Raw genomic sequence first — 16,009 nt, forward strand, 5'->3', positions numbered from 1 at the left:
GTCCTGTTGTAAACCTTCTACATTCCAACCTTTCTCCAACCTTATGCTAGTTATGCTAAACAAATAATGTACTCATGTACCTTATACCAAAGCTGTAGATGCTTAAATAAACAACAAGCAAAGGAAATTATATATGCGTTATGCCGATCCTAATCAACCTGGTTCTAAGGTTCAATTTAAAGCACAATACGAAAACTTTATTGGCGGGCAATGGGTAGCACCTGTTAAAGGAGAATACTTCGAAAACATCTCCCCTGTCGATGGCAAAGTATTTACCAAGGTTCCTCGCTCAACGGTTGAAGATATCGAACTTGCGCTTGATGCAGCGCACAAAGCTAAGGCTCAATGGAATAAATCCTCTCCTACTACTCGTTCTAACCTGCTTCTTAAAATTGCAGATCGTTTAGAACAAAACCTTGAATTACTCGCAGTTGCAGAAACTTGGGACAACGGTAAACCTGTTCGTGAAACGCTTGCAGCTGATATTCCTTTAGCAATCGATCACTTCCGTTATTTCGCGGGCTGTATTCGTGCGCAAGAAGGTGGTATTTCTGAGATTGACGAAGACACAATTGCTTACCATTTCCATGAGCCATTGGGTGTGGTAGGTCAAATTATCCCATGGAACTTCCCAATTCTCATGGCGGCATGGAAACTCGCTCCTGCCTTGGCAGCGGGTAACTGTATCGTACTGAAACCAGCAGAACAAACCCCTGTCAGCATTTTACTTGTGGCTGAATTAATTCAAGACCTACTGCCTGAAGGTGTTTTGAATATCGTCAACGGTTATGGAGCTGAAGTGGGTCGTCCACTGGCAACTAGCCCACGTATTGCTAAAATTGCATTTACGGGTTCAACCCAAGTGGGTCAGTTGATCATGCAATATGCAACTGAAAACATTATTCCGGTTACTTTGGAACTTGGCGGTAAATCACCAAACATTTTCTTTGAAGATGTAATGGACCGTGAAGATGACTACCTAGATAAAGCCCTTGAAGGTTTTGCTATGTTTGCCTTGAACCAAGGTGAAGTGTGTACTTGCCCTTCACGTGCGCTAGTTCAAGAAAGTATTGCCGACAAATTCCTTGAAAAAGCTATTGAGCGCGTGAAACGTATTAAAACGGGTCACCCTCTAGACACTGAAACCATGATTGGTGCTCAGGCATCTCAAGAGCAACAAGACAAAATCTTGAGCTGTATTGCAACAGGTCGTGGTGAAGGTGCTGAAGTGCTTACTGGTGGTGGTTCACGTAATGAAGTGGGCAGCGGTTTCTATATTGAACCGACCATCTTCAAAGGCAACAACAGCATGAAGATTTTCCAAGAAGAAATTTTCGGCCCAGTATTGTCTGTGACCACGTTCAAAGACTTTGATGAAGCAATCAAAATCGCGAACGACACCATTTATGGTTTAGGTGCAGGTGTTTGGTCTCGTTCTGCTCATACCTCTTACCGTGCGGGTCGTGCAATTGAAGCTGGACGTGTTTGGACCAACTGTTACCACATTTACCCTGCACATGCGGCATTTGGTGGTTACAAGAAATCTGGTATTGGACGTGAAAACCACAAAATGATGCTTGATCACTACCAACAAACCAAAAACTTGTTAGTGAGCTACTCAACCAAACCAGCGGGCTTCTTCTAATTCCTTCTTGAAACTTGTTTCCTTTGCAAGAAAACTGAAAACAGCGAACCACGGTTCGCTGTTTTCTTTTTAAGTTGTTCATTTTATTTCTTTATTTTGATGGCTTTTTTACAATGTCGCAGCCTTTAAGATTCAGCAGTCGGTTGCATCATCTGTTGAACCTCTGTTTGATCTTCAGCTTTAAATAATATTGCTAAACAGACAAAAATAAGTCCCATACCCAACCAACCTAAACCATCCAATTGCTCACCGACAATCAGCATCGCAAATACCGCAGCCATAAACGGTTCAAACAAGGTCAAGGTCACAGCACGACTCGCAGGCACAGTTTTAAGCCCATAGCCAAACAACAAATAGCCCAGAAACATCGGGATTAACATCATGTAGCCAACTACATACACATTGACAGCCTCATCAAACAGATTTGCTCCTGTATAGCATGCGGTTGGTAGCAACAACATCGCTCCGAAACCAAAAATCAGTCCGATGGAGGCTTTGGCATCTACGCCACGATCAATCATTTTCTTGGCTGCCCATGAATACAGCGAATAGGTCAGCCCTGCAACCAAGCCCAAAATGATGCCCAAAATTTTCTGATCAGTCGAATGGGCTTGTAGATTGCTTGAAGTATGAGACTCACCTAAAGACAATAACAGCACCCCCACTATGCCAAAGCAGCAGCTCGCAAACCAGCGTTTTGATAATTGCTTTTGGTCAAAAAACCGCTCGAATAAAGCAGTAAATAACGGCGCAGTACCAATAGAAACCACCGTACCTATGGTGATACCAGCCATATGCATAGAGCTATAAAAAGCCAAGGGATAGATAGCTACAGATACAGCACCTAAGAGCAAAATGCCTTTATGCTGCGGGATGTCGTGGAGATGTTGAATAATCTGTTTTCTTGCCAATAGTGCCTGTAGCAACCCACCACCGCCCATTGCCAAAGCACCAATCGCCAGCGGACTTAGATTCGGTGCAAACGAAGCCGCTGTACCAGTAGTTCCCCACAATACCGATGCAATCAGTACTGCAATAAAGCCATAGTGAGCCGTGAAATCAAATTTCAAGTTCACGTGTGCAACTCCTGCTGCAACAAACGTACAATCATTTGTTTCGCTGCATGCACCTTATTCCCATTGCCCTCCAGTCCTGCACGAGCGATAGAGCCTTCCAAAACAAAAGAAATTAGCAGTGCCAACTCCTGTACTTTGTTCTGGTCTTGCAACATCTCCCCCAAATGCCCCAGCACAATCTGCTCAACTTCATCTTTATGCTGTTTAACCGCCATACGCTCAGGGCTTGCCGCAGGAAATTCCGCGGCTGCATTCAATAAACCGCAGCCTCTAAATCCTTTTTCATAAGCATATTCGGCATGGTCTTGATAAGCATCAAATACCGCGAGAATCCGGTCAAATGGCGTATTGGCCTGAGATAATCGTTTGTCGTATAAATCTAACCATTCTTGATGCCGCGCTTGAATATAGGTCGTAATCAGATCGGATTTTGTCGGGAAATTGTTATATAAAGACATTTTTGCAACCCCAGCTCGCTCGGTAATTGCATTAATGCCAGTATTGGCAATTCCATCGTTATAAAACAAAACTGCTGCCGCTTCTAATATTTTTTCTTTTGCACTCTTATTGCCCATTGCCCCACCAAATAGATATACCGATCTACCTAATTTATAAAAAAGCACAAAAATTTGCAATCAGAAATGAACGCATGAATTTAATCTAAGCGTTTTTAAAGTTTAGAACATAGAAAAAAATAAGCTCTTGTACCACCACTGTCATACAAGAGCACTGAGGCTAATGTTGAATTTAAGCTTTAGCTAAAGCCTGTTCTAAAAAGTGCAGATGGTCGATTCCCCAGTAAATTTCACCTTGATTAAACCACGTCGGTGCTCCAAAAACTCCACGCTCAACGGCTTCCTCGGTCACAAATTTTAACTGCTGTTTAACCTGATCATCTTGCAACCAAACTTGAACCTGCTGCATCTCCAAGCCTAAATCCTGCAAGACTTGCTTTAGCACGTCCAAATCATTGAGATTTTTAGGCTCACCAAACATGGCATGAAAAATTCCTGTTAATACGGGCAAGAACTGCGCTGGCGCGTAAAGCTGTACAGCCGTGAGCAAACGCATAAGTTGCAAGGTATTTAGCGGGAAATAAGGATTCATTTGCATGGGGATATGCCACAGCTTCGACCAGCGCTGCAAATCATTCATGGCATATTGTGATTTTGCAGGGACGGTCATGGGGCTACTATTTCCCGTAGCTTTAAACACACCACCCAATAGCATCGGTTTCCATATAATTTTTGCGTGTTGCGCTTCAGCAATTTTTTGAATGCGATGGAAACCCAAATAACTATAAGGACTGCCTAAATCAAAATAAAACTCAATTTTTTTCATAACTCTCTCCCTGTTTATCTTAAGTCAATTACCAACGTTCCATCCATGGTCTAAGATCAAGCTCATGTGTCCAAGCATCACGTGGTTGGTGCGCTAAATGCCAGTAGTTTTCTGCAATATGCGCGGGATTCAAGATTCCATCTTGTTGTTTCAATGCATAAATTTCAGGAAAAGTGGTTTCAATAAAATCAGTATCAATTGCCCCATCCACCACAACATGCGCAACATGAATATTTCGTGGACCTAATTCACGCGCCATACTCTGCGCCAAAGCGCGTAAGGCATGTTTTGCCCCTGCAAATGCCGCAAAATTTGCTGCCCCGCGAATGCCCGCGGTTGCCCCTGTAAAAATAAGTGTGCCATGTTCACGTTGCACCATACGTTTAGCAACTTCCCGCCCCACCAGAAACGCACTAAAACATGCCATTTCCCAAATTTTAAAATACTTACGGGCCGTTTCCTCTAAAATACTGCAAGGCACATTGGCGCCAATATTAAAAACCATTACAGCAATTGGGCCTATTTCAGACTCGATTTGCTCAATTAACTCGACCACCTGTTCTTCTTGACGTGCATCAGAAGCAAAGCCATATGCAGTGCCGCCAAAATTATGAATCTCGTCAATTAACGGCTGTAACTTGTCTGCATTACGTCGTGTCATACACACGGTATACCCACCTCGCGCAAATCGTTTGGCAATTTCACCCCCTGTTGCGTCGCCTGCACCAATAATTAAAGCAACCCCTTGTGGGCGATTTCCCTGCTTATTTTCTTCTTTCATTTTAAAAGCCCATTAATATAACGATCGTTACTATAACGAATACTATGTTATTATTTTCACATCGTCAAACCTCCTTTTGGGTCTAGTGCTATGCGATATAAACCGGGATATAAACAAGAAAAACGCAAAGAATTGCTACAGATCAGTGGTCAACTGGCGAAACAACAAGGTTTTGCAGCGACAGGCGTAGATGGTTTTATGAAAGCTGCTGGCGTAACCAGTGGTGCCTTTTATTCGCACTTTTCATCCAAACATGAATTGTTTAAGGCACTGGTAGAAGCCGAGCTACAACACAGTCTGCGCATGTGGCAAGATAACCCTCACGATAATCCTCAAGACTGGATTGATTTTGAACTAAACCGTTATTTAAATATCAGCCATCTGCAACACGCTGATCGAGGCTGCATGTTGCCTGCTCTAGCCAGTGAAGTTGCGCGTTCTGATACAGAAGTGAAACAGCTTTATCAGCAAGAATTACAACGTGGTCATGCACTTTTTGCCCAGCATTTAGGCTGTGAAATTAAGGCTTGGGCTGTTCTCAGCCAACTGGTTGGTAGTATTACGCTTGCACGCGGCATGGCTGATTTAGCGTTACAAAAGCAAATCCTAGAATCTAGTCGCACATTCCTGAAAGCCAGCTTATTTAACTAAACAGAATTCCTTTCGGATTCAGCAGCATTTGATTTATAGTCAGCTGAATCTAATCGTATTTCTGACGAACCAAACCGCATGAGAACAACAGATCCCGACTTTCCTGAAACCATTTACGCCATTCAGCATCTTGCTTTTGAAGACCTCGGGGCTTTAGAAGATACTTTTTATCAACTCGGCTTTCGCGTGCGCTATGTCGAAGCGGGTGTGGATGATTTGACTAAAGCCCTTGAACACCCAGGCTTAACCGTCATTTTAGGTGGACCGATTGGTGTCTATGAAACAACAGACTACCCATTCCTTACACAAGAAATTGAACTTCTCAAGCAACGACTGACCCTTAATTTACCCACACTCGGTATTTGCTTAGGGGCACAGCTGATTGCCCATGCGCTTGGCGCTAAAGTCTATGCCGGTGCGCAAAAAGAGATTGGCTGGAGCTGTTTAGAAATTAAACCTGTCGCTCAGAACCCGCTCGCATTGCTTAAGGAGATCCCTGTTTTACACTGGCACGGCGATACCTTCGATTTACCCGAACATGCTGAACTTTTGGCCAGCTCCGCCCTCTACCCGCATCAAGCCTTTAAGCTAGGTTCTAATATTCTGGCTTTACAATTTCATCTCGAAGTGGCGGCAGATGCGATGGAAAAATGGCTGATTGGTCATACCTGCGAATTACGCCATGCCAACATAGATATTCAAACCCTACGGGCGGATAACCAACGCTTTGCACCTGCTTTAGAGCAAAATGCACCGCAAGTGCTTGAGTTTTTTATGCAACATATTGAGTAAAATTGCTAGATCAAATCGATCCTCCATGTCTTTCTAGTAATAAATAGACATAAAAAAGGCACTCCATCCGAGTGCCTTTTACTTTCCCGAAGAAATCGTGGGGAGATTATTTCTTCGCAGGAACTGATGCTTCAGTGGTAATGTTTACAGTAATTTTATCACCGACATTTGGTACATAAGCACCCACACCAAATGCAGAACGGTCAAACGAAGTTGTGGCATTAAAACCAATGGATTGTAGTTTGGTCATCGGATGCTCACCTTGTTTGTTCATTACCGCATCAAGCACCACAGGTTTAGTCACATCTTTAACAGTTAAGTTACCTGTAATTTTATATTGGTTATTGCCTAAAGCTTCAACTTTGGTACTTTTAAAGGTGATGTTTGGATAATTGATGGCATCAAAAAATTCAGCTTTTTTCAAATGTTCATCCAACACTTTTACATTGGTGTTCAAACTCGCCAAAGGAATCGTTACATCCACTGATGAATTGGCGGGCTTTTCATTATCGACATTAATAGTACCTTGAATATCGCTAAAGTTTGCAGATGGTGTAGAAAAACCAAAATGGCTCCATGAGAACACCGTTGCCGTGTGGGTCGGATCAATTTTATAAGCCACTGGCTTTGCCATCGATAGTGTTGCTACAGAAGCAACCGCCAAACCTAATGTTAATGTTTTCAAGTTCATATGATTCTATCTCATCTCAGAATGATTATTAGTGTATAGCTTTCCATTTTTTATTCACTGTTATGGATAAGACGATATGTTGCAATTATAGAACAGTTGATTGAATTTAGATTTTTTAAGATAAATCGCAACAATATTGATGACTGACAGCGAGTTTTAATCATGATATTAAAATACATGAAAAACAACTGAAACCGCCCATAATTAAACTTTAATTGTTCTGATTTAGATTTTTTTAACCATAAAAAAACGCCTCTAATTAGAGGCGTTTTTCTTCAGAATCAATAGATTAAGCTGTTAATTCTTTTACTGCATTTACAACCGCTTCAGTAGTAATACCGAAGAACTGGAATAAATCTTTCGCAGGTGCAGATTCACCATACGTTGTCATACCAATCACTTTGCCGTCTAGACCAACAAACTTCCACCAGTAATCAACGTGAGCTGCTTCAACCGCAACACGCGCACGAATATGCGCTGGAAGTACGGCTTCACGGTAAGCGGCATCTTGCTTCATAAATTCTTCAGCACATGGCATAGAAACGACACGTACGCCTTCTAATTGCGCATAAGCTTCCATCGCTAACGATACTTCAGAACCCGTCGCAATAATAATTGCTTTTAATTCGCCTTTTTCTTCAGCCAATACATAACCACCTTTCGCGACGTTCTCAATTTGTGCTTGAGTACGTGTTTGGAATGGTAAGTTTTGACGAGAGAAGATTAACGCTGAAGGACCGTCTTTACGCAACAATGCAGACTTCCAAGAAACTGCTGTTTCTACGGTGTCTGCTGGACGCCATGTATTTAAGTTTGGCGTACCACGTAAAGATGCAATTTGTTCGATTGGCTGATGCGTTGGACCATCTTCACCCAAACCGATAGAGTCATGGGTATACACATGAATGACACGTTGCTTCATCAATGCCGACATACGTACTGCATTACGCGCATATTCCATGAACATTAAGAATGTAGCCACGTAAGGAATGAAACCACCATGCAAAGCAACACCGTTTGCCATTGCAGTCATACCAAACTCACGCACGCCATAGTGTACGTAGTTACCCGCTGGGTTGTCTTGAACGCCTTGGCAACCTTTCCAAAGCGTTAAGTTAGAACCCGCTAAGTCCGCAGAACCACCCAACAATTCAGGAAGTAGTGGACCAAATGCTTGTAGAGTATTTTGGCTTGCTTTACGCGTAGCAATTGTTTCTGCTTTAGCATTGGTTTCTGCAATGAAGGCATCCGCTTGAGCAGCAAAATCTGCTGGTAAGTCACCTTCAATACGACGTAATAATTCAGCTGCTTCTGTCGGGTACTTCGCATGGTATTGAGCAAATACTGCATTCCAAGCCGCTTCAGCTTCAGAACCTTTAGCTTTTGCATCCCATACTGCATATACGTCAGCTGGAATTTCAAATGCACCTTCTGTCCAGCCTAATGCTTCACGCGTTAATGCAATTTCATCATTGCCTAACGGAGCACCGTGACAGTCTTCTTTACCTTGTTTATTTGGAGAACCTAAACCAATAATTGTTTTACAAATAATGATGGTTGGCTTTTGAGTTTCAGCTTTAGCATCCAAAGTCGCTTGACGAATTGCCGCAGCATCATGACCGTCTACACGAAGTACTTGCCAGCCATAAGATTTGAAACGTTGTTCTGTATCGTCAGAGAACCAACCTTCAACTTCACCATCAATTGAAATGCCGTTGTCGTCGTAATAAGCAATTAACTTACCAAGACCGAGTGTACCTGCAAGAGAACATACTTCGTGAGAAATACCTTCCATTAAGCAGCCATCACCTAAGAAACAGTAAGTGAAGTGGTCAACAACAGTAAGGTCTTCTTTGTTGAATTGAGCCGCTAATGTTTTTTCAGCTAAGGCAAAACCAACCGCATTGGCAATCCCCTGACCCAATGGACCCGTTGTCGTTTCAATACCAGGTGCATAACCATATTCAGGGTGACCCGGTGTTCTAGAATGAAGCTGACGGAATGCTTTTAAATCTTCAATTGAAAGGTCATAACCCGTTAAATGTAATAATGCATATTGCAGCATTGAGCCATGACCATTCGACAATACAAAACGGTCACGGTTTGCCCATTGTGGGTTCGTCGGGTTATGGTTTAAAAATTCGCGCCACACGACGTCTGCAATATCTGCCATCCCCATTGGTGCACCTGGATGTCCTGAGTTGGCTTTTTGCACAGCATCCATAGCCAATACACGAATTGCATTTGCAATACGACGTTCGTTCAAAGGGGTTGTCATAGATCAGAGTCCAATTAAAACAATTTAAAGAAGATGAATATCACATTCAAAACTAGGCACTATTGTCTTAAAAAAAGTGGGATGGGTAAAGCCTTATACGCAATTTTTACCGATTAAATGCTACTTAAGTGGACTTGAATGAATCAAAACTTTGGGATTCTGATTTCAGCTGCAAACAATGGGCTTAGTGCTTTATCAACACCATAAAATTTTTGATCTTTTAATTGTTATACTTTTTACAAAATCAGATTCCAAACGCATTGTGTTGGAATAATTGAATGATCAGGAACAATCTATAGGCATATTTTCCAAAGATGCAATGCATTACCTACCTTAGCACTTAGTTAATCTAGTCTTGATAAACGTAACCTCATCTTTTATCCATCTATGTATTTAAACCTCTACCCCCCCATTGAAATCTCCAGTTAATACGATGATGTACTTATTCCACCTAGCTTTAACTAAATAGCATGCGAAATACATTTCAGCACTGCAATTCACACACCACATCAAACTTTTATGTAAATGATTAACTAGAGTTAAAACAAACAAAGCGTTCACCGCAGAGGGCTGAAAAATCACTGTCTAAAAAATACCTTTTCTTGAATGATCCACCCGATGTACAAACACCTCAACTTGTATCAATTTGTGTTTATTTTCATCAATAACACCCCTTTTAAAAGGCAATTAAAGCTTCTTTATCAGTTTTTTAGATGCTTATATCAAATAAAAAGTCATTGAATTGAAATAAATTCATCCTTTTTTATACAAGATGAGCTAGTCCTAAAGTCTAACTCGATGTAACATATTGCGTCTTTAAAATTAACTGTGATAGGACTTATGCGCGAGTACGCTGTATTTACTTCGGAATCTGTAAGCGAAGGCCATCCAGATAAAATGGCTGATCAGATCAGTGATGCTATCTTGGATGCAATCTTAAAAGAAGACCCATATGCGCGGGTTGCTTGTGAAACGCTTGTAAAAACGGGTGCTGTCGTACTTGCTGGCGAAATCACAACAACTGCGAATATCGATGTTGAAGCGATTGTACGTCAAACTGTTAACGGCATTGGCTATCATCACTCAGACTTAGGTTTTGATGGTTCAACTTGTGCTGTCATCAACATGATTGGTAAACAATCTCCTGAAATTGCTCAGGGTGTTGACCGTCAAAAACCTGAAGATCAAGGTGCAGGCGACCAAGGTTTGATGTTTGGTTATGCAAGCCGTGAAACTGATGTGCTGATGCCAGCACCAATTTCATACGCTCACCGCTTAATGGAAAAGCAAGCTGAATTACGTCGCAACGGCTCACTACCATGGTTACGCCCAGATGCTAAAAGCCAAGTCACTTTTGCGTATGAAAATGGCAAACCAGTTCGTTTAGATGCTGTTGTATTGTCAACTCAACATGATCCTGAAATTTCACAAGCGAATTTAAAAGAAGCTGTGATTGAAGAGATCGTGAAGAAAATTATTCCTGCAGAAATGTTCCATGCAGACACTAAATTCCACATCAACCCAACGGGGATGTTTGTGATTGGTGGCCCTGTAGGTGACTGTGGTTTAACAGGCCGTAAAATCATTGTAGATACCTACGGCGGTATGGCACGTCATGGTGGCGGCGCTTTCTCGGGTAAAGACCCTTCTAAAGTTGACCGTTCTGCTGCATACGCGGGTCGTTATGTGGCAAAAAACATTGTTGCAGCAGGTTTAGCTGACAAATGTGAAATTCAAGTGTCTTATGCAATTGGTGTTGCAGAGCCAACTTCTATTTCAATCAACACTTTTAACACAGGTAAAGTGCCTGACGAACTCATCATCCAATTGGTTCGTGAACACTTCGACCTACGCCCATACGGCATTACACGTATGCTAGACCTGATTCAACCTATGTATAAGCAAACGGCTGCATATGGTCACTTCGGTCGTGAAGGCTCAGACACCGCATTTACTTGGGAAAAAACAGACAAGGTTGAAGCGCTTAAATCTTCTGCTGGTCTCTAATATTTTCCTTACAAAAAACGCTCACTTCGGTGAGCTTTTTTTGTGCCATTCGAAAAAAATTCTCATAACAAAATGTTTCAAGTGTTGTTATAGCATGCCGACCTATTCAACTCGCCATATAGAAAAATAATTGAATAAAATCGAAACATTAACCCACAAAGACACTCTCAACCACATCCAATTCAACCATTTCACTGCCATTAGATTCCGCCATTCCAATTTACACATCAGCATAGAAATTAGGCAAAAAAGAGCTTATAAATAAAAAAATAGGTTTTTGCCCTTTAAAAAATTTAGCCTATCCCTATTAAATATTTATATGTTTACAGGAGTTGTCTCGTGAAAAAGGTTGTGAAAGCAAAAAATTTAATCGCATTTCGTATTTGGTTAGAAAAATTAGGTTATTCAGTAAAAAGCTTAGCGGATGATCGCGGCTTTACTTTTAGTTTTAAAAAAGAATATGGCTTAGTAACTTGTGATTTGGCGGGCAATTCTTTAGCAATGCAACTTGGCGAAGAATTTGAAGACCATTTAAAAGCATAACATCTCAATTTTTCTGTTCGACCGTATAAGACCATCACACATCAGCGAGTCGCTATTCCTTTATATTTTAAGCCCTACGGGGCTTTTTTTGTTGAGGAGGAATACCCTTCACCAAACCCTTTATACTGCCCACAAAGCAGCGATTTCATCGCAGAATGGCTTAGATCCGTGAATGCTCCAACTTGTGTATTCTGACCGCAAGATATAAAAACTTTAAGTCATCAGACCCAACCACTTTCTTACAGGCAACAAAAAAGCAAGGTATTAACCTTGCTTCATTATTTTAACCCAAAGTATTAAGTGGTGGGGGCGAAGAGACTCGAACTCTTACACCTCGCGGCGCTGGAACCTAAATCCAGTGCGTCTACCAATTTCGCCACGCCCCCATCATACTGGGTTTCACACTGAGTGTGAAAAATTTGGCAGAGGATCAAGGACTCGAACCTTGACGAACGGTTTTGGAGACCGTCATGCTACCATTACACCAATCCTCTGTTACCTAAACACCATCAACTGATGATTAAGTGGTGGGGGCGAAGAGACTCGAACTCTTACACCTTGCGGCGCTGGAACCTAAATCCAGTGCGTCTACCAATTTCGCCACGCCCCCCGATGGCTGTGTATATTATAGAGATCACTCCCCTCTGGCAAGCCCTTTTTATGAAAAAATCTATTGTTTGATTAAATATAAAACAAAAACTGCAATTATGTACTTTTCTTAAGCAATTTCAGTGACTAAGGCACGTTTTATTGCATAAATATTGTCAAATCTAGCGGCTTTATGCTTTGCCAACATCTTCGACAAAAGTGATTGAAATACTAAATATTTCTCAGGCAGTACAATTTCTAAGCGCTGACAATGTAAATAAGCCCAATCTTGATAATTTTCTGCAGATAAGCGCTGCCCAGACAACCATTCATAGAAGATAATGCCTAAAGCATAGATATCGGTCTGTTCACTTTTAGCATCCCCATGAAACAGTTCGGGGGCCATATAGCGTGGGGTTGCATTCATTGCGATCTGGTTGAGCGCATGCATAGGCTGCGCCTGCTCAAAATCAATCAGCTTGAGCTGCCCCGCATATTCCACAAAATGTTCCCGCTTCAGATCGGCATGCAACCACTGCGCGTCATGCATCAGCTGAACCACGGTTAAGGCACGTAAAAAATGATGCTGAATAGCAGAAATATCCAGCCGCTGTGCATCGACGGCGAAGTATGCTGCTGCATCAGGCACAATCAGGGCTTGCTCGAATAGCGGTTCTGTTTCATTCGCTAGCCCCCATTCAAGCAGTGCCGACTTGGGCAGCGTTTTGAATGGTAAGGTTATTTTGGCAAGTTCAGCGGTATTCTGCCCCTGTCGATAAAACTCAAGCTCACGCTGGAATCCCTGTTGATACATCGGATGTCCCTGCTGTAATTGCAGCTTTAGCCAAAAGTTTTGATTGTTAGCTTGAAAAGAATACAGCCTGCGTCCAAATTGCAGGCTGTTGTGTTTGGTTTTTAATTGCAGAGCTTGCATATCTGAAACTTCAGGCAGTCTGGGCTTGAGCATGTGTTTGTGGATGTGTGAGTTGATAGTTGATTAACTCCAGCGCATGCTGAATCGTTTTGCCAATCCGTGCATGTGTTTCAATACTGGAAATTTTAGGCCATGTGGCGCGCTCACCTTCGCGTTGCAACAGCTTGAACAAATGTGGGCGTGGATTTTGTAGCATATAGCTATAATGCCGCAGACTATAATTTCCAATAATATTTACATCACCATAGTAACGCTGATCAACCACACCATAACCATGATCGAGCAAGCGCCTTACTGATGGAATTTTACCAACACGCTCTCGGGCAAAATCCATAATCCCCTTGGTAATCACCTCACCCTGTCGTCGAATAATCCGTTCAGGCCAACTCAATACATCTCGACGGAAGCGAGATAAATCATCTTGCATGAACGGGACAATATGTGGATTGACTTGACTGGCAATGCTGTAGTTCAAATTATATAAGCGTGCCATTTTTTCCTGCGGGAAATCGCTACGCACACTACCATCGACCCAACGCGTTGTTGCCATATAAGGGGTATGCTCACCATCATAGCGTTTACTGGTCAACTTTACGGGCGGAAATAGAATAGGAACAGCACACGAAGCCAAAACAGCGCTCCAAACCAATAAATCTGGAGATGTATAGGTATTCATAATGCGTGCATCTTGTAAGGCATCATAAGGCGCTACTGCAATATTGATATACAATCCTGATTGTTTATAGGCTTCATCAAAGGTGAGATCGCCCATATTTTCTATCAGGAATTTCTTTAAATACTTCACATCAGCTACGCCACCATTTCGCTTGAGCAAATCACCAAATTTACGAAAATGAAAAGCATCACTAAAGAAGTTATCACCATTTAAAATACTAGAGATATCTTTCGGCTTAGAAACCCCCAGCATCGCGGTCATGATGGCTCCCGCGCTAGAACCCGAAAGCACTTTGGGCATCAAGTCCTGCTCAATCAGCGCCTTACACACTCCCGTATGAAACAACCCTAAAGTTGCTCCCCCAGAAAACATCAATGCTGGCTGCCCATAGGCTTTTTCACAATGTCTAAAGAAATCGAGCTTTTCTTGTAAAGTGAGACAATCACACGCTTCTGAAGCCACGAAAGCCAGACTGGCACTCACCTCTTCAACATAATCTTCAATAATGGTTTTAGTGCCAACATAAGTTGCTGCAAACAACATTGGGTGGGCGATATTGGCAATATCGTAAGTTAAGCCTTCACGCAGCAAATACATCAAATCACGCGAACGGTGCTGAAAGCGGTAGCGTTTTAATAATTTAAGCCGATAGGAAATCATCTCGGCATCAAAATACGGTGAGCAATTGTCATACTTCCATTCTTGTGCACCAGATTCCTGATCAATTTTCAGCGCAATACTTTTCCACTCTTCATAACTTTCAGCTTGTTCTAATTGTCTTTTTAACTTTTTTATACGATAGGCTTGATGCGGATTCATGTCCTGTAAGAAATCTTGAAATAACATAGCTTCCCTCAAACACCTGTTCTTAAATACATAAACTTTAAATCTTCGACATTCATTATTTTGAAATTTACGTTCACGGATTGTGATTCGCTTTCACTCACATAATACTATACAGTCTAAGCCCAAGGCTGATGTTGGTCTTATGTGCTACTTTATCGTAATTATAAGCTGAATGACTATGGCAACTATTGAATTACCTGACGCGATTTTGCAATCCCTCTCTCAAGTGCTTTCGCAATTACAACAAAGCCTTCCTGCGCTTAAACAAGATCCCGATTTTTCTGCTCCTGCATTTAAATGGCAGAATCAACAACTGATTCCGATTTATCATCCCAAGAAAATTGAACTGGATGATTTAAAAGGCATTGAGCGCCAAAAAGCCAAAGTCATTCAAAACACCCTGCAATTTTTAAATGGGCTGCCTGCCAATGATGTCTTGTTGACGGGTTCGCGCGGTACAGGTAAATCCTCTATTGTCCGTGCGCTTTTAAGCCAATATCAAGATCAAGGTTTACGTTTAATTGAAATTGAGCGTGATGATTTATCTGACTTACCGCAAATTCAAGCCATTATTCAAAACCGTCCTGAAAAATTCATTGTCTATTGTGATGACTTGGCGTTTAACGCTGAAGATGAAAACTATCGTAGCCTCAAAAGCGTCTTAGATGGTTCATTACAATCTGGCTCAAGCAACTTTATAATTTATGCCACCAGTAACCGTCGTCATTTGTTACCTGAATTCATGCATGAAAATACGCCTGTGACCCGTGTAGATGTACCTCAATACACGGAACTGCATCCGCAAGAAGCGATTGAAGAAAAAATTTCCTTGTCAGATCGTTTTGGTTTATGGCTCTCCTTCTATCCGATGGATCAAACTCTATATTTAGAAATTGTGACGCATTATTTGGCGAAATCGAATATGCCAATGACCGATGAAACCCGAGCAGAAGCACTCAGATGGTGTCAGGCTCGTGGGCAGCGCTCAGGGCGTGCCGCCTATCAATTCTCCAAACACTGGGTGGGTTCGCAACAGTTAAATCAGCTCTAATTTTTTATAAAATAAGTTCACTTAAACAATGTGTGAAACGATATTTACTTTTATTCGCAATACATCATTTTTATAGCAAAAAGCCCAATCTTTGAAGATTGGGCTAGAT

General features: G+C 41.8%; 14 protein-coding genes and 3 tRNA genes. 6 read left to right on the plus strand and 11 right to left on the minus strand.

The genetic code is table 11. From position 1 onward, the window contains the following. Positions 1–133: 133 nt before the first annotated feature. Positions 134–1,645: an acetaldehyde dehydrogenase ExaC gene (gene exaC, locus AC6CHI_RS13325; RefSeq protein WP_498121821.1), complete on the plus strand. Its 1,512-nt coding sequence runs from the start codon at positions 134–136 to the stop codon at positions 1,643–1,645. Between the two features lie 125 nt (positions 1,646–1,770). On the opposite strand, the gene AC6CHI_RS13330 is transcribed toward exaC, so the two are convergent. The 4 genes from AC6CHI_RS13330 to AC6CHI_RS13345 form a co-directional block, all read right to left on the minus strand. Further along, positions 1,771–2,721 (minus strand): DMT family transporter, encoded by a 951-nt coding sequence (locus AC6CHI_RS13330; RefSeq protein WP_498121823.1) that lies wholly within the window; start codon positions 2,719–2,721, stop codon positions 1,771–1,773. Next, positions 2,718–3,296 (minus strand): TetR/AcrR family transcriptional regulator, encoded by a 579-nt coding sequence (locus tag AC6CHI_RS13335; RefSeq protein WP_498121825.1) that lies wholly within the window; start codon positions 3,294–3,296, stop codon positions 2,718–2,720. Before AC6CHI_RS13335 ends, AC6CHI_RS13330 begins: the two co-directional genes overlap by 4 nt. Positions 3,297–3,468: 172 nt before the next feature. Beyond that, a complete protein-coding gene (locus AC6CHI_RS13340) occupies positions 3,469–4,062 on the minus strand; it encodes a 2-hydroxychromene-2-carboxylate isomerase (protein ID WP_498121827.1) in 594 nt (197 codons plus the stop codon). Between the two features lie 28 nt (positions 4,063–4,090). Continuing rightward, entirely contained in the window at positions 4,091–4,843 is a 753-nt protein-coding gene (locus AC6CHI_RS13345) for an SDR family oxidoreductase (RefSeq protein WP_498121829.1), read from the minus strand. 90 nt (positions 4,844–4,933) lie between these two features. Here AC6CHI_RS13345 and AC6CHI_RS13350 point away from each other — a divergent pair, with 90 nt between their 5' ends. Further along, entirely contained in the window at positions 4,934–5,494 is a 561-nt protein-coding gene (locus AC6CHI_RS13350; protein WP_498121831.1) for a TetR/AcrR family transcriptional regulator, read from the plus strand. Between the two features lie 78 nt (positions 5,495–5,572). Next, on the plus strand, positions 5,573–6,286 hold the full coding sequence (locus AC6CHI_RS13355; RefSeq protein WP_498121833.1) for a glutamine amidotransferase: 714 nt from the start codon (positions 5,573–5,575) through the stop codon (positions 6,284–6,286). Positions 6,287–6,392: 106 nt separating this feature from the next. Here the strand turns inward: AC6CHI_RS13355 and AC6CHI_RS13360 are convergent, their stop codons facing one another. Both AC6CHI_RS13360 and tkt read right to left on the minus strand, forming a co-directional pair. After that, the gene (locus AC6CHI_RS13360) at positions 6,393–6,977 is read right to left on the minus strand and encodes a YceI family protein (RefSeq protein ID WP_458892296.1); all 585 of its coding nucleotides are present in this window, start codon (positions 6,975–6,977) and stop codon (positions 6,393–6,395) included. A gap of 289 nt (positions 6,978–7,266) precedes the next feature. Then, complete coding sequence (gene tkt / locus AC6CHI_RS13365; protein ID WP_498121835.1) at positions 7,267–9,255, minus strand: transketolase; 1,989 nt, start codon at positions 9,253–9,255, stop codon at positions 7,267–7,269. 840 nt (positions 9,256–10,095) lie between these two features. Here tkt and metK point away from each other — a divergent pair. Beyond that, positions 10,096–11,262 carry a methionine adenosyltransferase gene (metK, locus tag AC6CHI_RS13370; protein ID WP_458892294.1) on the plus strand — a complete coding sequence of 389 codons (1,167 nt, stop codon included), beginning with the start codon at positions 10,096–10,098 and terminating at the stop codon, positions 11,260–11,262. 339 nt (positions 11,263–11,601) lie between these two features. Then, positions 11,602–11,805: a hypothetical protein gene (locus AC6CHI_RS13375; protein WP_016167644.1), complete on the plus strand. Its 204-nt coding sequence runs from the start codon at positions 11,602–11,604 to the stop codon at positions 11,803–11,805. A gap of 301 nt (positions 11,806–12,106) precedes the next feature. Here AC6CHI_RS13375 and AC6CHI_RS13380 read toward each other — a convergent pair. The 5 genes from AC6CHI_RS13380 to AC6CHI_RS13400 all read right to left on the minus strand — a co-directional run bounded on the left by AC6CHI_RS13380 (position 12,107) and on the right by AC6CHI_RS13400 (position 14,849). After that, positions 12,107–12,191, minus strand: a tRNA-Leu gene (locus tag AC6CHI_RS13380). Between the two features lie 34 nt (positions 12,192–12,225). After that, positions 12,226–12,299, minus strand: a tRNA-Trp gene (locus AC6CHI_RS13385). Positions 12,300–12,330: 31 nt separating this feature from the next. Further along, positions 12,331–12,415: transfer RNA gene (locus tag AC6CHI_RS13390), tRNA-Leu, on the minus strand. Positions 12,416–12,523: 108 nt separating this feature from the next. Further along, positions 12,524–13,360, minus strand: a complete 837-nt coding sequence (locus AC6CHI_RS13395) for a protein kinase domain-containing protein (RefSeq protein ID WP_498121837.1) — start codon at positions 13,358–13,360, stop codon at positions 12,524–12,526. Then, on the minus strand, positions 13,338–14,849 hold the full coding sequence (locus AC6CHI_RS13400; RefSeq protein WP_498121839.1) for a DUF3336 domain-containing protein: 1,512 nt from the start codon (positions 14,847–14,849) through the stop codon (positions 13,338–13,340). Before AC6CHI_RS13400 ends, AC6CHI_RS13395 begins: the two co-directional genes overlap by 23 nt. A gap of 178 nt (positions 14,850–15,027) precedes the next feature. Between AC6CHI_RS13400 and AC6CHI_RS13405 the strand changes: the two genes are divergently transcribed. Further along, on the plus strand, positions 15,028–15,900 hold the full coding sequence (locus AC6CHI_RS13405; protein WP_498121841.1) for an ATP-binding protein: 873 nt from the start codon (positions 15,028–15,030) through the stop codon (positions 15,898–15,900). Positions 15,901–16,009 lie beyond the last annotated feature (109 nt).

The organism is Acinetobacter sp. GQ146 (genome assembly GCF_059758585.1).